Here is a 24408-nt window from a genome sequence, read left to right on the forward strand (position 1 = left end):
CATGTCCGAAGCATTCTCCGCGCTGGAGGAGGACTTCCTGAAGGTCACCAGCACCGTCGTGCTGGCCACCGTGACCACCGTGGACGGCAACGGAGCCCCGCGCTCCCGGGTGCTGCACCCGGTGTGGGAGGTGGTGGACGGCCGCCCGGTCGGCTGGATCTTCACCTCCCGATCCCCGGTCAAGACCAAACACCTGGCCGGGAACCCGAACGTCGCGGTGTCCTACCTCAGCGCGATCGGCGAGGTCGTGCTCGCCGAGTGCGTGGCCAGCTGGGTGGAGGACGGGGAGACCAAGAAGCACGTGTACGAGCTGATCAACGGCCGCGGCGACGGGTACGACCTGCGGCTGTTCGGCATCGACAGCCCGGAGAACCCGGCCTTCGAGGTGCTGCGGCTGGACCCGTCCCGGGTGCAGGTCAACACCGACTTCCCGAAGGACTTCACCTTCATCCCACGGATGGCCAAGCTCTGACCGCCCGGCCGGCGCCCACCCGGGCGCCGGCCGGACCCTGCTCACGCAGTGCCGGCCAGATGGCCGTCGATGTGCGCGGAGATCATTCGCAGGATCTCCGGCACCACGGCGTTGAGAAAGAAATGCCCGCCGGGAAATACTTTCAGCTCGAATGAACCGGTGGTGTGCTCATCCCAGGATTTCACCTCGTCCACGGTGGCCTTGGGATCGGCGTCCCCGGTCAACGCGATCACCGGACAGGACAACGGCGGACCCGGCGTGTAGCGGTAGGTCTCGGCGGCCTTGTAGTCGGTGCGGATCGCCGGCAGCACCATCCGCAGCACGTCCTCGTCCTCCAGCAGCGCGGAGTCGGTGCCTGCCAGCTTCCGGACGTCGACGATCAACCGGTCGTCATCGAGCAGGTGGGTGCGCTCGTCGCGGGGCCGGGACGGCGCGCGGCGACCGGAGGCGAACAACCCGGTCGGCCGGATCCCCTCCGCCTCCAGCCTGCGCGCCACCTCGAAGGCCAGCGACGCGCCCATGCTGTGCCCGAACAGGGTGACCGGGCGGTCCAGCCAGGGCCGCACGGCCTTGGTCACCTCATCGGCCAGCGCCTCGATGGAATCGATGCCCGGCTCCTGCCTGCGGTCCTGCCTGCCGGGGTACTGCACGGCGAGCACCTCAACGCCGGGGGTCAGCGCGCGGGAGACCGGGAAGAAGTAGCTGGCCGACCCACCGGCGTGCGGCAGGCACAGCAGTCGGGCGGGTGCCTGTGGCGCCGGGTGAAAACGACGCACCCAGAGATCGTCAGTCATGGTTGCCCCGAAGTCCTAACTTCAGCGGTCCGGAGTAATGGATTCGCAATGCGCATATGCGCGCGATGGACCCAATTCTAGCCGCTGTTCCGGCCTGGTGTCCGTGTTGTGCTCAAGTTGCTGTCACGAATCCGACATTTAGCTCACCAGAGTTCTCTATGTGCCCGGTTCTTGCCTGGTCGCAGCCCCCGCTGTCACACTCACCAGTGGTTCTGCCACGAGCAGGACCTGTGGACCGCTACCACAACCAATGGGGGTGCCGCCAGTTATTCAGCCATATGTGAAGCGCTCGCCGCTTCAGAAAATAATTCGATTATATCCACGTTTGGCTCATGTTGAAGAGCCAGTTCGCCGCTGGGGGGCGTTCTCGGAGTGGATCACTCAGGTTTATTCGGGGCCATGTTGCGAGAGTTTCGCCTGCGCGCCGGAATGACGCAGGAGGAACTGGCTGAGGGTTCGGGTGTGTCGGCCCGGACGATCAGCTTGCTGGAGACCGGGAGGCGTGAGGCGCCTCGGCTGGCCTCGGCGAGACTGCTCGCCGAGGCACTGTCCCTGCCGGTGGAGGAACGCGGTGCGCTGTTCGCGGCGACCCGCGGTGAGATGACCGGCCTGCTGCCGACCCAGCAGACCGGCGAACGCACCACCACGACCGAGACAGCGGTCCAGGTGGGGTCGCACGGGTTCCTGCCCTACGACGTGCCCGACTTCGTCGGTCGCGACGCGGAGCTGAACCGGTTGCGGCACTTGGCCAGTCTGTCGGCGAGCACGGTCATCGCGGTGCTCGACGGCATGGCCGGCATCGGAAAATCGGCACTGGCCGTGCACGCCGGGCACGCGCTGACCGCGCTGTACCCGGACGGCCAGTTCTATTGCGATCTCAGGGGTTTCAGCCAGGGCCACCAGCCACTGGATCCTGCCGAAGCCCTGGAGGCGTTGCTGCGGATGGTGAACGTGCCGTCCTGGCAGATACCGCCCACAGTGGACGAACGCGCCGCGCTGTGGCGGGCCAGTGTCGCCGGACAACGGGTTCTGGTGGTGCTGGACAACGTCTCGGACACCGATCAGGTCCGCCCGCTGCTGCCGGGCACCGCGGGCAGCCTGGTCGTGGTCACCTCCCGTCGCCGGCTACCCGCCCTGGCCGGTGCGATTCCGTTGTCGCTGGACGTTCTTCCGCCCGGGGACGCCCTGCGACTGTTCACCCGAGTGGCCGGCCGGGACCGCATGCGGGACGAGGAGGCCAGCGCGGCCGAGATCGTCAAGCTGTGCGGTTTCCTGCCGATGGCGGTGCGCATCGCCGCGGTCCGGCTGGCCAACCGGCCCAGCTGGACCACCGGTCACCTCGCGGAGCGGCTGCGGGATGACAACCGCAGGCTGGGTGAGCTTGCCGTGGCCGGGATGCCCGGTGTGGCAACGACATTCACCCTGTCCTATCGCCTGTTGGACCAGCACCAGCTCCGGCTGTTCCGCCTGTTGGGCAGACATGGCGGCGAGGTCTTCGACCCCGACGCGGCAGCCACACTGGCCGGCCTCACCCCGATGCGGGCCGAGGAACTGCTGGAAACCCTGGTGGACAACCACCTGCTGTTGCAACCGGCGCCGGGCCGCTACACCTTCCACGAGCTGCTGCGGGATCAGGCCCGCAGTCTCACGGAGGACTGAGTGGTGCCGGGCCCGCCGATTCCGGTCGGCGGGCCCGGACTCAGGCCGAGTCCCGGTGCACGAGCGTGGGTTCGAAGATCACCGCGGCCGGCGGCACGTCCGGGTCCTCGACCCTGGTGAGCACCTGGCGGGCCATTTCCGCGGCCATGTCCTCCACCGGCTGGCGGACCGTGGTCAGCGGGGGCTCACAGGCCAGCGCGGCGCTGCTGTCGTCGAAACCGATCACCGCGACGTCCTCGGGCACCCGGCGGCCGTGCTTGCGCAGCACCGGCAGCGCACCCTGGGCCATCAGGTCGGAGGCGACGAACACCGCGTCCAGGCCGGGGGTGTCGGCGAGCAGCCGTTCCATCGCGGCGGCGCCGCCCGCGCGGCTGAAATCGCCCTCGGCGATCAGCGGGGGCGGGTGGCCGAGGCCGATGAGGGTGTCCCGGAAGCCGGTGAGACGACCCTGGCCCGCGGGGGCCTCCAGCGGGCCGGTGATGGTGGCGAAGTCGTGGCGGACAAGGGCGTGCAGGTGCTGGGCGGCCAGCGCGCCGCCCGCGACCTGGTCCACATCCACGTAGGTGATGCGGGTGGGATTGGGCGACTTCCCGGCCAGCACGACCGGCAGGCGGGACTTCAGGAGCTGACCGGGCAGCGGGTCCTGGGCGTAGGTGTGGATCAGGATCACCCCGTCCAGGCGGCCCTGACGCAGGTCGGTGACCACCTGCTCGCGACTGTCCCGGCCGGTCATCAGCAGCACCAGGTGCAGGCCCAGCGGGTTGAGCACGCTGGTCACCCCGCTGACCACCCGGCCGAAGAACGGGTCGCCCAGGATCCGGCTCTCCTCCGGCAGCACCAGCGCGATCGCGTCGGCGCGCCGGGTGACCAGGGAACGGGCCGCCAGATTGGGCAGGTAACCGGTTTCGGAGATGGCCCGCTCGACCGCCTGGCGCAGACCCTCGTCCACGCTGGCCTTGCCGTTGACCACCCGGGATACCGTCGCCCGCGACACACCGGCGACCCGCGCGACGACCTCCAGGGTCACGCGTTCGGCGGTGGGGCGGCGGGAGACGGACACCTGATCTTTATACCGGCTCCCGCCGCCCGGTCAGCCGCCCGTGAGCTGGGCGAGCCGGGCCAGATCCACCTCGCGTTGCCCGGTCATCCGCCCGGCGACCTCCTTGGTGGCCGGATGGGTGATCGACTCGGCCGCCGAAGTGGCCACCGTGCTCGATTCGGTCAGGTGCGCGCGCAGCAGCCGGATGAACTCCGCGTCGAAGTCCGCCGCCCTGGCCAGCGCGCTCAGCTCGGGCTCGGTCGGCATGCCGGGCATGTCGTGGCCCTGGTGGTTGTCCACATAGGCCACCCCGGCCTGTTTGAGCAGCTCGTGCAGGGTTTCCCGTTCCGCGCGGCGGGCCGAGCCGAGTTCGGCCGCCAGCTCGCGCAGCGCCGGTCTCACCACCCGGGCCGCGCCCGCGTCGAGCAGTTTGACCGCCTGGTCGTCGGTGGCGATGACCAGTTCGGCGAAGGCGGTCTCGGTCGGCCCGAACACCCCCGCCGCCGTCGAGGGCGCTGACGGCGGCGGGGACGCGGCCTGCTGGGCACAGCCGGTCAGGCCGAGACCCAGCAGGGCGATGAGCATGGGCCGGGCCAAGCTCATCCGGGCACGCCCGCGGCGTTGCACTTGATCACCACGTTGAGGCAGTTGCGCACCCGGCGGTCCAGTTCGGCCGCGGGCCAGACGTTGAAGAAGTCGCCGTGCATGGTGTACCCGGGCCCGGAGGACAGCCGCAGGCCGCCGGTCGGACCGGTCACCGGATACCGCAGCACCATGCGCAGCTTGGGCACCGGCACCGGGTGCGCGGACGGGCAGCCGCCCGCCACCGGGTAGGCCAGGTGACCGGCGTGGTTGGGCGAGTCCAGGTCCCGGCCGTTCCAGCACTGCGGGAAGTCCAGGTAGGTCTCCAGCATCGTGTTCGGCGGGCACTCCACGAAGTCCTTGGAGGGGTTCACCTGCCCGGCGTGCAGGCAGGACCAGCGCGCGATGCTGTCGTGGTGGCCGGTGGCCTTGGCGTTGCCCGCCACCACCTTCAGCCCGAGCGGGTAGGACCGGATGTCCTGCGGCCGGTTCACGCCCTCGCCGAGGTAGTAGAAGGTCATGAACCGCGGCGGCACCGGCACGTTGTCCTTGAACAGCGTCGGCACCCAGTAGGAGGAGATGTCGATCAGCGGATCGCAGTTGCCGGTGGCCCCGGCCAACGATTGCAGGGTCGAGCGCGCGTTGGTCGAGTTGTTGCCGAAGAAGTCGTGCAGGTGTGAGGCCCCGGCCAGGTTGGGCAGCACGATCGGGTCATCGGGCAGCCGGTGGCTGAGCTGGCAGTCGGCCACGAACTCGGCCACCCGCACCGGCTCGGCCTGCGCCGCGCCCGCGCCGCCGGTGAGCAGGCCCGCGACCACGGCCATGATCGCGAACAGAGTGGTGGAACGTCTCTTCGTCGTTGAAGAAGCCATTCTGGAACTCCCTCTGCTTGGCATCGGGCCCGACGCAAACGTATGGAGAGAGAGCGCTCTCAAGCGGTCACTATGGCGCTGCCCGGACGGCACCGGCAACCGCCGTTCGTATGAGTCCGCAACAATCCGAGGGAGCGCTCTCTCGGACGTTCACGCAAGTAGGCGGACTGTGTCGCCGAGCCGGGTGACCCGTCACCTTTTCGGTGCGCATTGGCGGTAGAGCCTTGCCCCGCAATCTGGCCGTTACCTACGATGTTGATCAACAGCATCGCTTCGAGCCACGGCATCTGGCCTGGTCAGTGCTGCTTTCTCGCCGTCAGTGCGGACGGCGCACAGTCGGGGTGTGAGGGAAAGAGAGGACCACGCATGGACGTGGACCGGTGGGTCGAGGTGGAGGAGGCAGCCACCCGGCTGGTCCGCATCGCGGGCAGATCGGCCTTACCCGGTGGCGGCGGCGACGCGCGCCCTGGTTGAGGGTGCGCGTCGCCGCCGCCAGTTGTCCTGGCTGGTCCCTCAGCGTCGAGGGACCGCTCCACGTCTTGTCGGTAGGAACTTCCCCAACATGCCCCTGTCATTGATCGTCGTGCTCGTTGTCCTCATCGCCGGCGGTGCGCTGGTCCTGATCCTGGGACGGCTGCTGATCGCGGCCGATCAGGCCCTGGACCGAGCCCACCAGAAGATGCTCACCGGTGGACCCACCCGGTGGCACCGCCTGGCCCACCGGCCGCGCCGGTGGTGGACAAATCGCTGTCATCACTGCCTGACGGCGCTGATGGAAGAGCGGCGGATCAGCCGCGAGCAGCGGAAACCGGTGCTGGCGCCGGTTGACTGATCGCAGGACGGCCGGATTTCTGTCCTGCTTGTCCACTTGTTCCACGCCTTGAACCAAGGTCTGATGTCCGGCATGGCGAATGCGACTGGACCAGTCTCACGACGCGGTTTCCTTGCCACCACGGGCACCTTGCTCGCCAGTGTCGGTGTCGGCGTCGCCTTACCCGGCGCCGCGGCCGCGGCGCCCGATCCGGGACAGGCCGCTCCGCCGCGCACCGATCTGGCCAGGTTCCGGCCGGTCACCGCCTCCTCCACCGCCTATGCCGCCGCCCCGCCGGAGTTCGCGGTGGACGGCCTCGCGGTCACCGGGGTGCGGGGCAGTGGCTGGCGGGCCGAGGCGGCGGGACCGCAGTGGCTGATCGTGGATCTCCAGGCCCAGTGCCGGATCGAGGCGGTCCGCCTGGTCTTCGAGGCCAGGCTGACCGACCCGGCCTACGTGCCGGGCACCGGCTGGAACCCCTTCTCCGACACCGACGGCTCGGAGATCCTCTCCAGTGCCGCCACCGCCTTCCGGCTGGAGGTCTCGGACAACGGCACCGCCTGGCGGACCGTGTACGAGACCTCCTCCGGCCCCGGCGGCCAGGTCGACATCGCGCTGCCCACCCCCGCGACCGGTCGCTGGGTGCGGCTGTCCACCTCGCGCACGCACAACACGAACCCGGTGGGGCTCAACGGGTTCGAGGTCTACGGCAGCACCGAACGCCCGCGCCCGGCGGTCAAGGGCTGGACCGACTGGGGCCGCAACACCCGCCCCGCCCCGGCCCTGACCGTCGGCAAGGACGGCACCGTGCCGCTGGAGTCCGGCTGGTCGCTGACCATGGACGAGTGGGCCGGGACCAGCGACGGCGCGGCACTGTCCGGCCCCAGCATCGACACCACCACCTGGCTGCCCGCCTCGGTGCCCGGCACCGTGCTGGCCGACCTGGTGGACCAGGGCCACCTGCCCGATCCGGTGTCCGGGCAGAACAACCTGCACATCCCGGAGGCGCTGTCCCGGCACAGCTGGTGGTACCGGCGGGCCTTCACCGTGCCCCGCGAGCTGGACGTCAGCGCCGGACGGCAGGTGTGGCTGGAACTGGACGGGGTCAACCACCACGGCGAGGTCTGGCTCAACGGCCACAAGGTCGGCACCGTGACCAGCCCGTTCGCCCGCGCCCACCTCAACATCACCGAAGCCCTGAAAGCGGGCAACGGCAAGCACAACCTGGCCATCCGGGTCGACCCGATGCCGCACCCCGGCACCGCGGGCGACAAGGGCGCGGACGGCCTGGCCTTCCTGCACTCCGGCAAGCTCTACCTGGACTCGCCGACCTACCTGGCCACCTCCGGCTGGGACTGGATGCCCGCCGTACGCGACCGCGGCGCGGGCCTGTGGAACCACGTTCGCCTGCGCAGCACCGGTTCGGCCGTCCTCGGCGACCCGAGGGTGGAGACCACCCTGCCCAACCTGCCGGACACCAGCCTGGCCGAGGTCAAGATCAGCGTTCCGGTGCGCAACCCCGGGACCGCGCCGGTGTCCGTGGTGGTGCAGGCCAGCTTCGGCGCGATCAGCCTGCGCACCACGGTGACCGTCCCCGCCGGTGGCAGCGCCAACGCCGTGTTCGCCCCGGCCGAGCACCCCGCCCTGCGGCTGCGCGACCCGAAACTGTGGTGGCCCAACGGTTACGGCGACCCCAACCTGCACGAACTCACCCTGACCGCCACCGTCGGCGGCGTCCGCAGCGACCGGCGCAGCCTGCGCTTCGGCATCCGCCAGTTCGGCTACGGCTACGACATCCCGATCAAGATCGACCCGGCCACCAACTCGGCCAAGCAGACCGTCGAGTTCGCCCCCGTCCAGGCCAAGCACGTCCGGATCCACTGTCACACCAGGGCCACCGGCTGGGGCAACTCACTGTGGAGCCTGTCCGTTGTGGACAGTGCCAAACCCGATGTCGACCTGGCCCTTGGCAAGACGGCCAGTGCGTCCTCAGTGGACAATCCGGGCAACGCCGCTGGCAACGTGGTCGACGGCAACACCGGCACCCGCTGGTCCTCGGAGTACACCGACAACCAGTGGATCCAGGTGGACCTCGGCGCGGACACCGGGTTCGACCGGGTGGTGCTGCTGTGGGAAACCGCCTACGCCAAGGACTTCACCGTGCAGACCTCGGCCGACGGCCAGAGCTGGACGGACGTCAAGAAGGTCAGCAACGCGCCGATCCCGTTGCGGATCAGCGTGAACGGCGTGCAGGTGTACTGCCGCGGCGGCAACTGGGGCTGGGACGAACTGCTGCGCCGGATGGTCCCGGACCGGATGGACGCGGTGGTCAAGATGCACCGCGACATGAACTTCACCATGATCCGCAACTGGATCGGCAGCAGCTACCGGGAGGAGCTGTTCGCCCAGTGCGATGAGCAGGGCATCCTGGTGTGGAACGACTTCTGGGAGGCAGGCGCCTTCCTGGCCGACCCGCCCGGCTACGTCGACGTCGCCCGGGACACCATCCTGCGCTACCGCACCCACCCCTGCATCGTGGTCTGGTGCGCGGCCAACGAACAGCACCCGCCGCCGGCCATCCACAACGGCATCGCAAAGGCGATTGCCGAGGAACACAGCGAGATCCTGTACATGCCGGACTCCGCAGGCGGTTTCGTCTCCGGCCACGGCCCGTACTACTGGGTGGAACCCGCCAAGTACTTCGAGGCGAGCACCTACGACACCAACAACTTCGGCTTCCACACCGAGATCGGCATGCCCACCGTCCCGGTGGTGGAGAGCATGCGCAACCTGGTCGGCAAGGACCACGCCGGCTGGCCGATCGACATCACCTGGTTCCACCACGACTGGTCCACCAAGGGCAACCAGCGGCCGCAGACCTACCTGGAGGCGATCAACACCCGGCTCGGCGAGTCGACCAGCCTGGCCGAGTTCTGCCGCAAGGCCCAGTTCGTCAACTACGAGAACATGCGTGCCATGTTCGAGGCGTGGACGGCGAACCTGTGGCAGGACGCGAACGCGTTGCTGCTGTGGATGTCGCACCCGGCCTGGCACAGCACGGTGTGGCAGACCTACGACTACGACCTGGACGTCAACGGCAGCTACTACGGCGCCCGCAAGGGCTGCGAGGCCCTGCACGTACAGGCGAACCCGGACGGCCAGGTAGTCGCGGCCAACCACACCCCGGTGGCGATCACCGGCGCCACGGTCAAGGCCACCCGCTACGACCTCAACGGCAAGCAACTCGGCACCCCACAGTCCCAGCAGCTCGCCATCCCCGCCTCCAACATCACCCGCGCCTTCACCGTTCCGTTCGCGGCCGACCTGCCCGCCCTGCACCTGCTACGCCTGGTCCTCAGCGACGCCAAGGGCAAGGTCCTCTCGGAGAACACCTACTGGCGCTACCGCAAACCCGAGGACATGCGCCAGCTCAACACCCTCCCCCAGACCAGGGTCTCAGTCCGCCTCAACGACCAGCGCCCAGGCAGCCTGACCGCCACCCTGCGCAACGAAGGCCGCACAGTAGCCGCGCTGATCCGCCTCTCCGTCCGCGACCGCCGCTCCGGCGCCCGGCTGCTACCAGTGACCTACACCGACAACTACCTCTGGCTCCTCCCCGGCGAATCCCGCACCATCACCGCCACCTGGAACCCAACCAACCACCCCTCCACCACCCCAACCCTGACAGCAGAGGGCTACAACACCCGCTAACCCCCCACCCCCGTGTTGGCCGTTCTCGTACGGTGTGTTGGCCGAACTGGACGGTGTCTTGGCCGAACTGGACGGTGTCTTGGCCGTTATGGACGGTGTGTTGGCCGTTGGGCGTACCAGTTCGGCCAACACCGTGTACGACATCGGCCAACACGCCGGCTTCAGGTGCTGTTCACGGCCGGACCGTGAGCAGCTGGATCGGCCACTGGACCCGGGACTGACCGCCGTGGAACAGGGCCACCCGGTCCATCTGCGGCACCGGCAGCCAGATCCGGCCGTCCGGGGCGAGGAAGGGCGCGTCCGTCCAATGTAGACGCGAGTCCTGTACCACGGTGCTGATCCGGCCGTCCGGCGTGCGCCGCTTCAGCGCGTGCTCGACCAGGTCGGTGAAGTACAGGTTCCCGTGCCGGTCCATCGCGCTGCCACCTACCGCGGGCAGATCGGCCCAGGGCGTGACCCCGGCCGCGAGTTCCGCGGCGGACAGTGCCGGGTTGTCCAGGTCGCGGGTGGCGATCCGGGACCAGGGGCCGTGCAGCGAGCCGTAGTACAGCCACTGGCGGTCCGGGGACAGCTCCAGGGGATCGGCGTGCACCCGCAGTGGGCTGCCGTCCGGGGCCCGCACCACCGCGCCGTCCAGTACCAGCGGCCGGTCGGCCGGGGCGAGGGTGGAGGGATGGTTGTCCAGCACCCGCCGGGCCGTGCCGGTGATCAGGTCCAGCACGATCAGGCCGGGGCGGCCCGCGTCGGTCAGGTAGGCGTGGCGGCCGTTGAAGCGCACGTCGTCGACGTAGCTGCCGGGCAGCGCCACCGAGTCGGCGAAGTGGTGGATCCGGGTGACCTGGTTGGTGCGCAGGTTGATCCGGACCAGCTTGGCGGCGCGGGGGAGCGGGTTGCCACCGAAATCGGGTGACCCGGTGTCCACCGCCCACAGCGAGCCGTGGCCGTCGTGGTGGATGGCGTTGATGTTGACGAACTTGGTGGCCGGGTCCTGGCCGGGCTGCCAGGAGTTCCACTCGGCGTTCGGATAGGGCCTGGCCTGACCGTGGACCAGTCTGGCCAGCGCCGGGCCCCTGGAGCCGCTCCAGCGTGGGCCGGAGACGAAGACCCGGCCCCGGTCAACGGCCACCGCGTTCCAGATCATCTGCTGGCTCTGCGCCGCGACCCGCAGGTCGGCTCGGGCGGTGGCCTCGGCGGTCGTGGCGGTCAGCGGGACGGCCAGTGCGACCGCCAGCACTACGGCGGAAAACCTCATGTGCGGCAACCTAAACAACAGGTGGTGGTTTCATGCAAGGACGGCAGGGCACCTCGCGGTTACCAGGTCACCCCCGGGTGACGCACCTTTCGCACCCGGATCCCGCATAGTGGATCACCCGTCCGTGTCGCCCTCGATCGCACTACTCTCCGCCTCACGCCCGGCTTCCGGGCTGCTGGCCGAAGTCGAGGGAGTCGCTGATGCGACACACGCTCAGGGGCGTGGTGCTGTTCCTGCTGTTGATGATCGTGCTGCCGGGGCAGGCGAGCGCGCAGGCCGCCGAACAACCCGTGGTCCGGGTCGGCACCGAGGGGACCTACCCGCCGTTCTCCTTCCACGATCCGCGCAGCCAGGAACTCACCGGCTACGACATCGAAGTGATCAAGGCCATCGCCGGCAAGGCCGGGTGGCGGCTGGAGTTCGTCGAGACCCAGTGGGACGCGATCTTCCCGGCGCTGGACGCCAGGCGGATCGACCTGATCGCCAACCAGGTCTCGGTCAACGACGAACGCAAGGCCAAATACGGCCTGTCCAGCACCTACACCTACTCCCGCGGTGTGGTGGTCCGGCGCACGGGTGACACCGGCATCAAGTCGCTGGCCGACCTCAAGGGCAAGACCACCGCCCAGTCCAGCACCAGCAACTGGGCCAAGGTCGCCAAGGACGCCGGGGCCAAGGTCGAGGCCGTCGAGGGCTTCGCGCAGGCCGCGGCACTGCTCGCGCAGGGCCGGGTGGACGCGATCGTCAACGACAACATCGCCGTGCTGGACTACCTGGCCAGCACCGGTTCCACCGCGGTGGAGATCGCCGGGAACGCCGGGGACAAGATCAGCGAGCAGGCGCTGACCTTCCGCAAGGACGATGGATCCCTGCTCGCCCAGGCCAACCAGGCGATCACCGCGCTCAAGGCCGACGGCACGCTCAACGGCCTGTCGCAGAAGTACTTCAAGGCCAACGTCTCGGTGCCCGACGGCGGCAACGCCGACCTGTCCCAGGGCCGCGGCAGCCGCAGCACCTGGGAGGTACTGGCCAGCACGGCCTGGCCGATGTTCGTCGGCCTGGTCGAGGTGACCATCCCGCTGACCGCGCTGAGCTTCGCGATCGGCCTGGTGCTCGCGTTGTTCGTGGCACTGGCCCGGATCTCCGCTTACCGGGTGCTGGCCGGACTGGCCCGCGCGTTCATCTCGATCATCCGCGGCACCCCGCTGCTGCTGCAGCTGTTCATCGTCTTCTACGGGCTGCCCCAGCTCGGGCTGAAGTTCCCGCCCTTCGCCGCGGCGGTGATCGCCTTCAGCCTCAACGTGGCGGGCTACGCCGCCGAGGTGGTGCGCTCGGCGATCCTGTCCGTGCCCAAGGGCCAGTTCGAGGCCGCGGCCACCATCGGGCTGGACTACCGGAAGACGTTGCGCCGGATCATCCTGCCGCAGGCGGCCAGGACCGCGGTGCCGCCGCTGTCCAACACGTTGCTGTCCCTGGTCAAGGACACCTCACTGGGTTCGGTGGTGTTGCTGACCGAGTTGTTCCGGCAGTCCCAGCTCGCCGCGGCGGAGAGCAACGAGTTCCTCGCGCTGTACTCCTTCGCCGGGCTGTACTACTGGCTGATCTGCGTGGCTCTCTCCGCCGGGCAGAAACGACTGGAGATCCGACTGAACAGGTATGTGACCACATGACTGAGACCGCAGAACAGGACCTCCGCATCCAGGTGCGCGGGCTGGCCAAGTCCTTCGGCGACGCGCATGTGTTGCGCGGCATCGACTTCGACTCGCCGCGCGGGAGTTCGACCGTCCTGTTGGGACCGTCCGGCTCCGGCAAGACCACCCTGCTGCGCTCGCTCAACGCGCTGGAGACCCCCGAACGCGGGGTGGTCCGGATCGACGAGGTCGAGGTGGACTTCGCCGCGCTGCCCACGGGCAAGGCCGGTCGCCGGGAGAGCGGCAGGCTGCGCGCGCAGAGCGGCATGGTGTTCCAGACGCACAACCTGTTCCCGCACCGCACGGTCCTGGAGAACATCATCGAGGGCCCGGTCATCGCCCAGCAGCGGCCCAAGGAGGAGGCCGTCGCCGAGGCGAAGGTGCTGCTGGACCAGGTGGGGCTCGGCGACCGGGCGGACGCCTACCCGTACCAGCTCTCCGGCGGGCAGCAGCAACGCGTTGGCATCGCCCGCGCGCTGGCGCTCAAACCGAGGGTGGTGCTCTTCGACGAGCCGACCTCGGCGCTGGACCCGGAACTGGTCGGTGAGGTGCTCGCCGTGATCAAGGACCTGGCCGCCGATGGCTGGACGATGGTGATCGTCACGCACGAGATCCGGTTCGCCGGGCAGGTGGCCGACCAGGTGCTGTTCCTGGACGGCGGGGTCATCGTGGAACAGGGCCCGCCCAGCCAGGTGATCGAGCACCCCCAGGAGGAACGGACCCAGCGCTTCCTCAAGCGCATCCTGGACCCGGGCTGAGTAGCGCGGGCGCTGTCCCCATGGCGAGGACAGCGCCCGGCTCGCTCAGCGGCAGGTCCAGCTGAACGGGAAGGTGTTCTGGTAGGTCTCGCCGAAGATGGTGCCGTCGTCGGCGACCACGGTCGCCCTGGCCGTGCTGGCGCCCGCGGGCACCGGCAGCTCGGCGAGGAACTTCGTGCCGTGCCAGACCGCGGGCGCGCCACTCCAGGAGCCGATCGAACCGCTGACCAGCCCACGCTTGTTCATCGCGTGCGCGGGGCCGCTGCGGTCCAGGTGCACGAACCAGTTGGTCTTCGGCTCCCACAGGTAGGACACCGGGGTGGAGGTCCGCAGGTCCAGCACCAGCACCCGCCCGTTGGCGATGCCGCGGGCGGTGACGCCGCTCTCCGGCTTGGGCAGTTTGGTGACGGTTCCGTTGTGCCACAACGCGACCTGGTAGCCGCCGGTGAGCAGGACGGTGCCGTCCTCGTCGATGTCGGTGGCCGCCGGATAGTCGATCTCCGACGGATCGATCACCGTCGCCTGGGTGCTGCCCGCCCGCCACAGCAGGACCTGGCCGCGGCCGTCGCTGTCCCGGTTGGCCGAGGCGACCACGTCACCACGGTTGTTGATCGCGTTGGGCTGCAACGAGGTCAGGCCCGGCGGCACGGTCAGCTGGCGGTAGACCCCTTGCCGGGTCTGGGTGAGCACGTAGTACTTCTGCGTGCCGCCGCTGAAATCGGCTCCACGCAACAGGACCACGCCCGCGGCGTTCTCATCCACCGGCAGCGTCCAGCTCACCCCTGGCGCCGGGGCCTGCTTGACCGGAACGCCGCGCACCCAGCGGTAGAAGGTGACATCGGCGCTGGTCGGGCCGTAGTAGCCGGAGTAGTTCCCGCGCCCGTCCGCGCCGCTGACGTGGACGTAGGCCGGGTCGGCCCCCGCGGGCACCGGCACCGGCGTTGCCCGCCAGGTGCAGGCCGCCGCCGGGGCTTCCGGCGCGGCCGTGGCCACCGCGCTGACCCCGGCCGAGGCCAGCAGCACGGTGAGCACGACCGCGGTCGTGCGCATTGGTGCGAACATCTTTCCCCCTCAACTCCTCAGGAACAGTGCCAGCGCACCGGAATCGACGGCTGCGTGCTGGCCTTGCCGTGCACCACCCCGTCATCCCCCACGACGTTCACCCGCCCACCGGTCGCGCCAGGCGGCAACGGCAGCTCGGCCAGCAGCCGGGTACCGCGCCAGACCGCGGGCGGGCCGTCCAGGTTGTCCAGCTGCCCGCCGATCAGGTTCAGCCGGTTGATCCCGTTCGCCGCCCCGCCACGCAGTGGCTGGCTGACCACGCCGGTGCTCAGTTCCCACTGCCAGGCGGTGATCGGGTTCTGCCCGTTGAACCGGAGACCGACCACCCGGCCGTTGTTCAGCGAACGCGCCATCGCATCGGTCGAGCCCGGCATCGCGGTGAACACCCCGGCCCGCCACACGTGCACGTTGCTCCGCCCGCCGCTGAGCAGCACGGTCCCGTCCTCGTCGATGTCGACCAGGATCGGCACCCCGGTACCCGGCGGCGTGATCACCTCCGGCGTGCTCGCACCGGCCCGCCACAACAGCACGAAGTCCTTGCCGTTCTGCCAGATCGCGGCCACCACATCGCCGCCGTCGTTGACCGCGGCCGATTCCTGCAGTTTGGCCCCGGCGGGCAGTGGCAGCACGCGGTAGCCGTCGGCGGGGGAGTGGGTGAGCAGTACCCGCTCGCCCTGGGCGTCCTTGCCGCGCAACACCACGGTCCCGCCGTTGTTCTCATCCACCGGCTGGGCCCCGGTCACCCCCGGCGCGGCGGGCTGCCGCACGGCGAAACCGTTGACCCAGCGGAAGAACTCCGCGTCGTCGACGTTGGCCCGCCGGTACCCGGAGTACCCGCCCTGGGCGTTGGACCCGGTCACGGTGAACTCACTGGCCGGTATCCCGGGCGGACCCGCCACCGGGGTCACCTGCCAGGTGCACGGCGCGTCCGCCGGCGCGGCGACCGCGGTGCCGGTGAGCCCGGCGGTCAGCGCGACCGCCGCCAGCACCGTACCTACCGATCGGATGGTTTCCTTGCTGCGCATGGCTTTCTCCCCAGTTGTCAGCGGCACGACCACCGCACCGGCACACTGCCCGGCTCGAAGGTCTCGCCGAACACCGACCCGTCATCGGCCACCAGTTGCGGCCGGCCGGGCCGTCCGTCCAGTGCGGGCAGTTCGGCCAGGAAGGTCGAGCCCTGCCACACCGCGGCCGGACCGTCCACCCGCTCCCCGGCGATCAGCCCGTCGCGGTTGATGCCCTCGGCGGTGCGCCCGCGCTCGGGGTAGACCACCTTGCCGCCGCGGGAATCCCAGACGTAGGACTGGGCCGGGGCGGCGTAGCCCTGGCCGACCACCAGGCCGTCGCTGATCGCCCGGCCCACCACGGCCCCGGCCGGCTCCGGCAGCCGGGTGGTCACGCCATCGCGCCAGACGAAGACCTCGTAACCGCCGCTGACCAGCACGGACCCGTCCTCGTCCACGTCCTCCGCGGTCGGGTGGCTCGCCTCCGGCACATCGAGCACCCGCGGCCCGGCCCCGGTGGAGAGGGCCTCCCACAGCACCACCACGTTCCGGTTGTCCGAGCTGCGCCGGGCCGAGGCGACCACGTCACCGCGGTTGTTGATCGCGGCCCCGCTCGCATGGGTCAGCCCGGCCGGGATCGGCAGCGCGTGGTAGGCGCCGGCCCTGGAGAGCGTGAACACCTGCCGCGCCCCGGTCGCGGTGTTCATCCCGTCCACCAGGATCGTCCCGGCGCGGTTCTCGTCCCGGGGGAACACCCAGTTCACCCCGGCGGGCGGGGCCAGTCGCTCCGGGACCCCGCCGGTCCAGCGCAGCAGGGTGATGTCGCCGCTGTTGGGGGCGTAGTAGCCGGAGTAGCCGCCCAGCCCGTCCACCCCGGTGACGCTGGCGTACTGCGGATCAAGCCCGGCAGGCGCGGCCACCGCCTGCGCCTGCCAGGTGCAGGCCGGGCTCGGCTTTGCTGCCGCCGAAGCGGGTGCCGCGAGTCCGGTGCTGACAACAGTGCCGATGAGTGCCGCGACCGTGGCCGCGCGCGCCAAGGAAACGCCTGACATGCGTTGTTCCCCCTCAGAAACCCCAGGTTGAAACCCCATTCTGCAACGTTGTAAAGCCCCGGTGCCACCAAGTGACTGCATCTGGCCTAACGCCCACCAGATCCCAACACCCCCTCCCGCCGTGTTGGCCGATGTCGTACCCAGTGTTGGCCGAACTGGTACGCCATCCGGCCAACACACCGCCCACAACGGCCAAGACACCGTCCAGTTCGGCCAACACACCGTACGAGAACGGCCAACACGGTGGCGGGGGCTTAGTCGGTGTACTCCAGCAGCAGGCCCTGGGCGCGGACCTCGGCCAGGGTGGGGGCGGCCGCGTCCTTGGCCGAGATCAGCGGGAACTCGTCGAAGCCCCAGGGCAGGTTCAGTTCCGGGTCCAGCGGGTTGATGTCGATCTGGGTGCCGGGCACGTGCGCGGTGCCGAGCACGTAGCTGATGCAGGTGTCATCGGTCAGGCTGAGGAAGCCGTGGCCGAAGCCCTCCGGGATGTAGAGCGCGGTGCCCCCGGCCGCGGTCAGCTCGGTGACCACGTACTTGCCGTAGGCGGGCGAGCCCAGCCGCAGGTCGACCATGATGTCCCGCAGCGCGCCACGCACACAGGTGACGTACTTGGCCTGGCCAGGCGGGTTGCGCACCCCGTGCAGGCCACGCAGCGTGTTCCGGCGCGACACCGAGTAGTTGATCTGTGCCGGGCGGAACGGCCTGCCGATCTCCTCGGACAGCGCCTCGGTGCGCAGGTTCTCGAAGAAGCTGCCGCGCTCGTCCGCGATCGGCTCCGGGGTGATGACCAGTGCCCCGGGCAACTCGGTGTGGTGGAACTTCATTCGCCCTCCTCAGCGGCGTTCTCCGCGCTCAGCCGGAGCGCGTACCCGGTGCTCGGCACACCGGTGTAGACGATCATCACCCCGCCCGGACCGGGAAAAACGCCGACCCGGCGATAGGCTCTTCGGATGAATCTCACGGATCGAGTGACCGCCGCGGTGGCCAACCCACTGACCCACGACCACTTCGATCCGCACGCCGAGCTGACCGAGGTCCTTGAGGGCATCGGCATGACCCCGGCCGACACCGGCGGCCAGGTCACCTTCCTCGGCGCGGACCCGGTGGTGCCCAGCCCGCTGCGCCTGGGTGGCGCGGCCGCGATCGCGCTGGCCGCCAAGTCCGCCGCGGTAGCCAAGCTGTGGCGGCTGCGCGGTGGCGAGGGCCAGGACATCACCGTCGACCTGCGCACCGCCCCGCACCGGTTGTGCCCGTTCTACGACGGCAAGTGGGAGCTGCTCAACGGCTACCCCGGCACCGCGGCCAGCAACACCAGCCCCGCCTTCGGTTTCCAGTTCTACCGGACCGCCGACAACCGCTGGGTGATGCCGCTCAACCCGTACCCCAAGATCAAGGTCGCCGCCCAGCGACTGCTCGGCGTGCCCGACGACACCGAGGCCGTCACCAAGGCGATCAGCCAGTGGCGCGCCGCCGACCTGGAAGAAGCCGCGGTCGAGGCGGGCGTGGTGCTGCCCATGCTGCGCTCCACCACCGAATTCCTGGCCACCCAGCACTACCGCGAGGCCCTGGCCGACCTGCCGCTGATCGAGATCACCCGGATCGGCGACAGCGCCCCGGAACCCTTGCCGCCCACCGCGTCCGACCCCCTCGACGGCGTCCGCGCGCTGGGCATGGGCCACGTGATCGCCGGTGCGGGCGCGGGCCGCTCACTCGCCCTGCACGGCGCCGACGTGCTCAACATCTGGCGCCCAGGCGAACTCGAACACGACACCACCTACCTCACCGCGAACGTGGGCACCCGCTCCGCCACCATCAACCCCTATGCCGCCGAGGGCCACGACCGCCTCCGCGACCTGCTCGCGCAGTCCGACGTCTTCTACGCCAACCGCCGCCCCGGCTACCTCGACCAGATCGGCCTGTCCGCCGAACAGGCCGCCGCGATCCGGCCCGGCATCATCCACGTCACCGCCTCGCTCAACGGCCGGCGCGGCCCGTGGGCCGACCGGGTCGGCTTCGACCAGACCGCGGGCAGCCTGGTCGGCATGATGGACCTGGAAGGCGACGGCGAAACCCCCGCGCTGCCACCGATCCTGGTGGTCAACGACTACATCGTGTCCTGGCTGATGGCCGCGGGCGCCACCGAGGCCCTCGCCCGCCGCGCCCGCGACGGCGGCAGCTACCGGGTGCACGTCTCGCTCACCAGGGTCGCGCTGTGGATCCTCGGCATGGGCATCTTTGATCGGGAGTACGCGCATTCCGTTGCCGGACAAGGCGATCAGCACGCCTACCTGGACCCGGAGACCTTCACCGCGGACACCCCGCTCGGCCACTACCAGGGCGTCACCGACCAGGTCCTGATGTCGGCCACCCCCGGCCGCTACCGCACCGTGCTGGTGCCCCGCGGCTCCTCCCGCGCGGAATGGCTGCCCAGGGACCGATGAGTTCCGGCCGCGGTCCGAGTCAGACCCCATGACAACCGCAACACGAGCAGAGGAGCGGAACCATGGCCAAGGTGATCCTCGGCGCGAGCATGTCGCTGGACGGGTACGTCTCCGGACCGGAGGAGAGCGGCTTCGACAAGCTGTTCCAGTGGTACGAGAACGGTGACGTCACCATCGAGACCAGGCACCCCACGCTGACCTTCAAGCTGACCGAGACCAGTGCGGCGCACTTCCGGAGCATGCTGGACAACACCGGTGCGCTGCTGGTCGGCCGCCGCCTGTTCGACATCACCGACGGCTGGGGCGGCGAGCACCCGCTGGGCGTTCGCACGGTGGTGCTCACGCACAAGGTCCCGGACGGCTGGGAACAGGACGGCGAGCACTTCGTCTTTGTCACCGAGGGCATCGAGGCCGCGGTGGCCAAGGCCAGGGAGATCGCGGGGGAGAAGCTGGTCGGCGTGTCCGCAGGCATCACCGGCGGGCAGGCCCTGGACGCGGGTTTGGTGGACGAGGTGTGGATCGACCTGGTGCCGGTGGTGCTGGGCGCCGGGGTGCCGTTCTTCGCCTCGCTGGCCGGTGCGCCGGTGAGCCTGGAGGGGCCGATCTCCACCGAACAGGGCAACGCGGTCACGCACTTGAAGTACCGGGTGGTGCGCTGACGGGTAGTCTCTTCGCACCTCGGTGACGGGAGGCCCCATGGAACTCCAGGACGTCCACGTGCCAACCGTGCTCGGCCACCTGCGGGTGCGCCGGGCCGGTAGTGGGCCCGCACTGCTGTTCTGGCCCAGTCTGCTGATGGACAGTGCACTGTGGACGGCCCAGGCCGAGTACTTCGCCGGGTCGCGGCAGGTGCTGCTGGTCGACCCGCCGGGACACGGCGGCAGCGAGCCGCTGGGCCGGGAGTTCACCTTCGAGGAGTGCGCCACCTGCGTCCGCCAGATCCTGGACCACTTGGGCCTGGACCAGGTGGACTTCGTCGGCAACTCCTGGGGCGGCATGATCGGCGGCACCTTCGCCGCCCGCCACCCCGACCGGGTCGGCGCCGCGATCCTGATGAACTGCACCGCCTCACCCGCCGGCCGCCGCCAGCGCCTGGAGTACGGCCTGCTCACCCGGGTGGCCCGGCTGCTCGGCGGCGTCCGCGCACCCCTGGTCCCCTCGGTGCTGAAGGCCTTCCTCGGCCCGACCTCGATGCGCACCCGCCCACACGCCGTAGCCGCCATCCGCGCCGCCCTGACCAGGATCAACGTCCACTCGGTGACCTGGGCGGTGACCAGCGTGGTCCCCCGCCGACCGGACCAGCGCGGCCTGTTCGGCCTCATCCGCACCCCGGTACTGGTGGTCGCGGGCGTGGAGGACCAGACCTTCCCGGTAGCCGAGACCAGAGCCATGGCCGACGCCATCCCCAACGCCCGCTTCATGGTCCTGGACAACGCGGCTCACCTGGCCGCCCTGGAAGTCCCCGAAACAGTGAACACCCTCATCGACGGCTTCCTACGGGCCCAAACCTAACCCCAAGCCCACCCACCAACCCACTCCGCCAAACCTCACCCAACCGGTACACAGAACCACCCCCCAACCGGTACAGCGAACCGGCTGTACCGGGCCTAACGTTGCCGGTGTGACTCAGCGAATCCAACTCAGCCCCGGCATCCCCGTCGCCTACAAGGCCCTGATCGACATCAACAACCAGGTCGCCGAAGCGGGCCGCGCCGCCGGCCTTGACCCCAAACTGCTCGAACTGGTCAAGATCCGCGCCTCCCAGATCAACGGCTGCGCCTTCTGCATCGACATGCACACCAAGGACACCCTCAAGGCGGGCGAGAGCCAGCGCCGCATCTTCCTGCTCAACGCCTGGCGCGAAACCCAGCTCTACACCGACCAGGAACGCGTTGCGCTGGAACTGACCGAAGAGGTCACCCGCCTGTCCGAGACCCGCGACGTCCCCGACGAGCTGTACCAGCGCGCCACCGAACTGCTCACCCCCGACCAGTACAAGGCGGTGATGTGGATGATCGTGGTGATCAACGCCTTCAACCGCCTGGCCGTACCCAGTCACGCCAAACTCCCACATGCGTGACCCAGGCATAGACCTGCACCTGGGCGGCATCCGCCGAACCCCAGGCGGAGTAGGCCGTTCCCTGGAAGAAGCGCTGCGCGAGGCGGTCCGCACCGGCCGCCTCGCCCCCGGCGCCCGCCTCCCCGGCACCCGCCGCCTGGCCACGGACCTGGGGCTGGCCAGGGGAACCGTGGTCCAGGTCTACACCCAACTCATCGCCGAAGGCTGGCTGGTAGGCAACGCAGGCTCCAGCACCCGCGTAGCCCCCGCCACCACTCCCCAGCCTGCCACCACATCCCCCTCCCCACCCTCCACTTTGGACCTGAGCCCCGGCCGCCCCGACATCAGCACCTTCCCCCGCACAGCCTGGACAGCCAGCATCCGCCGAACCCTGTCCACAGCGGACCGAATCGACTTCGACTACGGCAACCCCGCAGGCCACCCCGCCCTACGAGCAGCCATAGCCGACTACGTAGCCCGAACCCGAGGCGTCCAAGCCACCCCCGACGCAGTAGTGATCACCTGCGGCTTCAGCCACGCCCTGGCCGCCCTCGCCCACGTCTTCCACGACCAGGCCATCACCACAATCGCCACCGAAAACCCCAACCTCCCCCTGCATCGAGACTGGCTAACCGCAGCAGGCCTGACCACCACGCCCCTCACCGTAGACACCTGCGGCGCCAACCCCGCAGACCTGTCAACCGAGGCCCGAGCCGCCCTGCTGACCCCAAACCACCAGTTCCCCCAGGGCTACGTGCTGTCCCCACCCCGCCGAAAGTCCTTTGTAGACTGGGCCACTCGCGTAGACGGCTACCTGATCGAAGACGACTACGACGGCGAATTCCGCTACGACCAACGCCCCGTAGGCGCCCTGCAGGCCCTGGCTCCCGACCGAGTGATTTTCGCAGGCAGCACCAGCAAAACCATGGCCCCCGGAGTCCGCATAGGCTGGCTGGTCCTACCCCCCGCCCTACGAAACCCCGTCCGCACCAAACTCTTCGCCCTTGGCGCCACAGTCCCGTCCCTGGACCAGTTGGCCCTGGCCGACCTCATCACCCACGGCGACTACGACCGCCACATCCGCCGAGCCCGCCTGTCATACCGCAGACGCCGCAACGAACTGGTCACCGCCATCGAGTCCACCACAAAACTGACAGTCCGCGGCATCCCAGCCGGACTACAAGCGTTGCTTCCCCTGGATTCGATCGAGCAGGAGACCCAACTCGTCGCGAAGGCCCGCGCCAAGGGGCTACTCCTGCAAGGGATGCACGCGTTCGGGTACTGGCACGACCAGACCCCAAACCCCGGCGCGGCCTTGGTCCTGGGCTTCGCAACGCCAGCCCCACACGCCTGGCGCCGCACCTTGCAGACACTCCTCGACACCTTGGACTGACCCCCAACGCCATAGGTGCCTGCAACCGCAGGGCGAAGCCCGCGTACAGGCAGCGGGGCCGGCTTTTCGAAAACCCAATCCGAGCGGTTCCCCCATCCCCGTCAACCTGGAGAGGACACACCACATCCCGGCAAGCGGCCGCTGCAACCTGCCGCCGCCAATACTGCCCAACGTGACGGCGGTCGCTTGCCGGGATGTGGTTTGGTATCGGAAGGTTGACGGGGATGGGGGAACCGCACGAGCACTGCTCTTGCTCTTCGTCTTTGACTTTCCCCCCCATCCTTTGATTCCTGCCCGTCCGGCGAGGACGCTCTTGATCGTCGCTCGTGTACCTCAGCAACAGAGGCCAACAGCGCAAAGATCAAGAGCGGAAAAGATGGCCTCGCCGGCCGGGCAGACCACCGGAGGGGGGAGGGCAGATCAAACCCCGGGATGAGCAGGTTACGGGGCGGGGTTTGGGCTGCCGGGGCCGGTTCCAGCGTGGCTCCGAGGGCTCGCGTGTTCTCCGCACGGCCTTCCGCAAGCCAACCACACCCCGAGGAGCGGCCCCCGTCACGTTGGGTGGGCCGGGCGGCGGTTTGTGTTGCAGGGGCCGCTCCTCGGGGCGCGGTCAGCAAGCTCCAGGCCGTACGGAGAACACACGAGAACCCTCGTCGTGGGGGTTTACCCCCAACCCCAACCCAACCCCCGGCCTGCGGCCGTACAACAACGGCCAACGACCCGTCCCGCAACGGCCAACACACCGTCCCAAAACGGCCAACACACGGTACGACAACGGCCAACACGCGCGGAGGGTTGAAACCCACACCCCCCACCCGGCGTGTTGGCCGTTCTTGTACGCCGTGTTGGCCGTTCCGGACAGCCTCCGGATCACGACCAACCCCCACCCGCCGTACAAGAACAGCCAACGACCCGTACAACAACGGCCAACACTCCGGGCGGGATTTGCCTGGTCTCAAGGCTCCGGCGTATCAATGATGGCGACCGCCCGAGTCCACCCCGCCGATCCCCGATGCACCTTGTGCGGAAAGCAGGAAACCTGGAACCCCGTAGCAGGCAACGCTTCCAAGTTGTGCAGCTTCTCGATGTGGCAGTACCCGATGTCCCGCCCCGCCTTGTGCCCCTCCCAGATCACCGACGGATCCCCCTCCGCCGCATACCGCTGCGCCGTATAGACAAACGGTGCATCCCAACTCCAGGCATCCGTCCCCGTCACCCGCACCCCCTGCTCCAGCAGATGCAACGTCGCCGCCCGCCCGACCCCGCACCCCTTCGACACGTAATCCGGCTCCCCATACCGAACCCCCGCGCTCGTGTTCACCACCACGATCTCCAACGGACTCAACGTATGCCCGATCCGAGCCAGCTCCGCGTCAATATCCCCAGGCGTCACCACATACCCATCCGGCAGATGCCGGAAGTCCAGCTTCACCCCCGGCTGCAGACACCACTCCAGCGGCACCTCGTCAATGGTGATCGCCCGCTGCCCACCGTCCATTGTGGACGCATAGTGATACGGCGCGTCCAGATGGGTGCCGCAGTGGGTGGTCATCCGCACCCACTCCAGCGCCCAGCCCTCGCCGTCGGGTAGGTCCTCCTTCTTCGCGCCGGGGAAGAAGGAGACGACATCGCCTGCGGTGTCCTGGTGGTCCAGGTAGGTGATCTCCGGGGTGAAGCCGGGTGGGTCGGAGGCGATGCCGCTCATCAGGGGAACGGAGATGTCGACGAAGGTGCGCATGGGGCCATCATGGCCCAG

The 24408-nt window shown here is 69.3% G+C and carries 22 protein-coding genes; 11 read left to right on the plus strand and 11 right to left on the minus strand.

Annotation, left to right across the window (positions count from 1 at the left end):
• Position 1 precedes the first annotated feature (1 nt).
• Positions 2 to 472 carry a pyridoxamine 5'-phosphate oxidase family protein gene (locus HNR67_RS22260; protein ID WP_185004145.1) on the plus strand — a complete coding sequence of 157 codons (471 nt, stop codon included), beginning with the start codon at positions 2 to 4 and terminating at the stop codon, positions 470 to 472.
• Positions 473 to 513: 41 nt separating this feature from the next.
• On the opposite strand, the gene HNR67_RS22265 is transcribed toward HNR67_RS22260, so the two are convergent.
• Positions 514 to 1266: a thioesterase II family protein gene (locus HNR67_RS22265; protein ID WP_185004146.1), complete on the minus strand. Its 753-nt coding sequence runs from the start codon at positions 1264 to 1266 to the stop codon at positions 514 to 516.
• A 399-nt stretch (positions 1267 to 1665) separates the two neighbouring features.
• Here HNR67_RS22265 and HNR67_RS22270 point away from each other — a divergent pair, with 399 nt between their 5' ends.
• On the plus strand, positions 1666 to 2925 hold the full coding sequence (locus tag HNR67_RS22270) for a helix-turn-helix domain-containing protein (RefSeq protein ID WP_185004147.1): 1260 nt from the start codon (positions 1666 to 1668) through the stop codon (positions 2923 to 2925).
• Positions 2926 to 2965: 40 nt separating this feature from the next.
• Here HNR67_RS22270 and HNR67_RS22275 read toward each other — a convergent pair whose 3' ends face one another.
• The 3 genes from HNR67_RS22275 to HNR67_RS22285 are packed head-to-tail and all read right to left on the minus strand — an operon-like array spanning position 2966 to position 5370.
• Entirely contained in the window at positions 2966 to 3985 is a 1020-nt protein-coding gene (locus HNR67_RS22275; RefSeq protein WP_185004148.1) for a LacI family DNA-binding transcriptional regulator, read from the minus strand.
• Positions 3986 to 4015: 30 nt separating this feature from the next.
• Positions 4016 to 4567, minus strand: a complete 552-nt coding sequence (locus HNR67_RS22280; protein ID WP_185004149.1) for a DUF305 domain-containing protein — start codon at positions 4565 to 4567, stop codon at positions 4016 to 4018.
• Positions 4564 to 5370, minus strand: a complete 807-nt coding sequence (locus HNR67_RS22285) for a DUF1996 domain-containing protein (protein WP_221489999.1) — start codon at positions 5368 to 5370, stop codon at positions 4564 to 4566. Before HNR67_RS22285 ends, HNR67_RS22280 begins: the two co-directional genes overlap by 4 nt.
• Positions 5371 to 5980: 610 nt before the next feature.
• Between HNR67_RS22285 and HNR67_RS22290 the strand changes: the two genes are divergently transcribed.
• Both HNR67_RS22290 and HNR67_RS22295 read left to right on the plus strand, forming a co-directional pair.
• Positions 5981 to 6250 carry a hypothetical protein gene (locus tag HNR67_RS22290; RefSeq protein WP_185004151.1) on the plus strand — a complete coding sequence of 90 codons (270 nt, stop codon included), beginning with the start codon at positions 5981 to 5983 and terminating at the stop codon, positions 6248 to 6250.
• A 129-nt stretch (positions 6251 to 6379) separates the two neighbouring features.
• Positions 6380 to 9940 carry a discoidin domain-containing protein gene (locus HNR67_RS22295; RefSeq protein ID WP_221490000.1) on the plus strand — a complete coding sequence of 1187 codons (3561 nt, stop codon included), beginning with the start codon at positions 6380 to 6382 and terminating at the stop codon, positions 9938 to 9940.
• A gap of 172 nt (positions 9941 to 10112) precedes the next feature.
• Here the strand turns inward: HNR67_RS22295 and HNR67_RS22300 are convergent, their stop codons facing one another.
• Positions 10113 to 11192 carry an L-dopachrome tautomerase-related protein gene (locus tag HNR67_RS22300; RefSeq protein WP_185004153.1) on the minus strand — a complete coding sequence of 360 codons (1080 nt, stop codon included), beginning with the start codon at positions 11190 to 11192 and terminating at the stop codon, positions 10113 to 10115.
• A 200-nt stretch (positions 11193 to 11392) separates the two neighbouring features.
• Here HNR67_RS22300 and HNR67_RS22305 point away from each other — a divergent pair, with 200 nt between their 5' ends.
• Together HNR67_RS22305 and HNR67_RS22310 are read left to right on the plus strand one after the other, a co-directional pair.
• The gene (locus tag HNR67_RS22305) at positions 11393 to 12862 is read left to right on the plus strand and encodes an ABC transporter substrate-binding protein/permease (protein WP_185004154.1); all 1470 of its coding nucleotides are present in this window, start codon (positions 11393 to 11395) and stop codon (positions 12860 to 12862) included.
• On the plus strand, positions 12859 to 13641 hold the full coding sequence (locus HNR67_RS22310; RefSeq protein WP_185004155.1) for an amino acid ABC transporter ATP-binding protein: 783 nt from the start codon (positions 12859 to 12861) through the stop codon (positions 13639 to 13641). Before HNR67_RS22305 ends, HNR67_RS22310 begins: the two co-directional genes overlap by 4 nt.
• A gap of 45 nt (positions 13642 to 13686) precedes the next feature.
• On the opposite strand, the gene HNR67_RS22315 is transcribed toward HNR67_RS22310, so the two are convergent.
• The 5 genes from HNR67_RS22315 to HNR67_RS22335 all read right to left on the minus strand — a co-directional run bounded on the left by HNR67_RS22315 (position 13687) and on the right by HNR67_RS22335 (position 17720).
• Positions 13687 to 14691, minus strand: coding sequence for a hypothetical protein (locus HNR67_RS22315; RefSeq protein ID WP_185004156.1), 1005 nt, complete (start codon positions 14689 to 14691; stop codon positions 13687 to 13689).
• 29 nt (positions 14692 to 14720) lie between these two features.
• Positions 14721 to 15728 carry a hypothetical protein gene (locus HNR67_RS22320; protein WP_185004157.1) on the minus strand — a complete coding sequence of 336 codons (1008 nt, stop codon included), beginning with the start codon at positions 15726 to 15728 and terminating at the stop codon, positions 14721 to 14723.
• A 17-nt stretch (positions 15729 to 15745) separates the two neighbouring features.
• Positions 15746 to 16759 carry a hypothetical protein gene (locus HNR67_RS22325; protein WP_185004158.1) on the minus strand — a complete coding sequence of 338 codons (1014 nt, stop codon included), beginning with the start codon at positions 16757 to 16759 and terminating at the stop codon, positions 15746 to 15748.
• Positions 16760 to 17013: 254 nt separating this feature from the next.
• Entirely contained in the window at positions 17014 to 17583 is a 570-nt protein-coding gene (locus HNR67_RS22330; protein WP_185004159.1) for a dTDP-4-dehydrorhamnose 3,5-epimerase family protein, read from the minus strand.
• A complete protein-coding gene (locus tag HNR67_RS22335; RefSeq protein WP_185004160.1) occupies positions 17580 to 17720 on the minus strand; it encodes a hypothetical protein in 141 nt (46 codons plus the stop codon). Before HNR67_RS22335 ends, HNR67_RS22330 begins: the two co-directional genes overlap by 4 nt.
• Between HNR67_RS22335 and HNR67_RS22340 the strand changes: the two genes are divergently transcribed.
• The 5 genes from HNR67_RS22340 to pdxR all read left to right on the plus strand — a co-directional run bounded on the left by HNR67_RS22340 (position 17710) and on the right by pdxR (position 22652).
• A complete protein-coding gene (locus HNR67_RS22340) occupies positions 17710 to 19200 on the plus strand; it encodes a CoA transferase (protein WP_185004161.1) in 1491 nt (496 codons plus the stop codon). The genes HNR67_RS22335 and HNR67_RS22340 overlap by 11 nt on opposite strands.
• A 62-nt stretch (positions 19201 to 19262) precedes the next feature.
• Entirely contained in the window at positions 19263 to 19859 is a 597-nt protein-coding gene (locus HNR67_RS22345) for a dihydrofolate reductase family protein (protein WP_185004162.1), read from the plus strand.
• Positions 19860 to 19896: 37 nt separating this feature from the next.
• Complete coding sequence (locus tag HNR67_RS22350; protein ID WP_185004163.1) at positions 19897 to 20712, plus strand: alpha/beta fold hydrolase; 816 nt, start codon at positions 19897 to 19899, stop codon at positions 20710 to 20712.
• Positions 20713 to 20821: 109 nt separating this feature from the next.
• Positions 20822 to 21280 carry a carboxymuconolactone decarboxylase family protein gene (locus tag HNR67_RS22355; RefSeq protein WP_185004164.1) on the plus strand — a complete coding sequence of 153 codons (459 nt, stop codon included), beginning with the start codon at positions 20822 to 20824 and terminating at the stop codon, positions 21278 to 21280.
• Positions 21273 to 22652 (plus strand): MocR-like pyridoxine biosynthesis transcription factor PdxR, encoded by a 1380-nt coding sequence (gene pdxR, locus HNR67_RS22360; RefSeq protein WP_185004165.1) that lies wholly within the window; start codon positions 21273 to 21275, stop codon positions 22650 to 22652. Before HNR67_RS22355 ends, pdxR begins: the two co-directional genes overlap by 8 nt.
• A gap of 955 nt (positions 22653 to 23607) precedes the next feature.
• On the opposite strand, the gene HNR67_RS22365 is transcribed toward pdxR, so the two are convergent.
• The gene (locus HNR67_RS22365) at positions 23608 to 24390 is read right to left on the minus strand and encodes a cyclase family protein (protein ID WP_185004166.1); all 783 of its coding nucleotides are present in this window, start codon (positions 24388 to 24390) and stop codon (positions 23608 to 23610) included.
• Positions 24391 to 24408: the final 18 nt, after the last annotated feature.

This window comes from Crossiella cryophila (genome assembly GCF_014204915.1).
Classification (GTDB): domain Bacteria; phylum Actinomycetota; class Actinomycetes; order Mycobacteriales; family Pseudonocardiaceae; genus Crossiella; species Crossiella cryophila.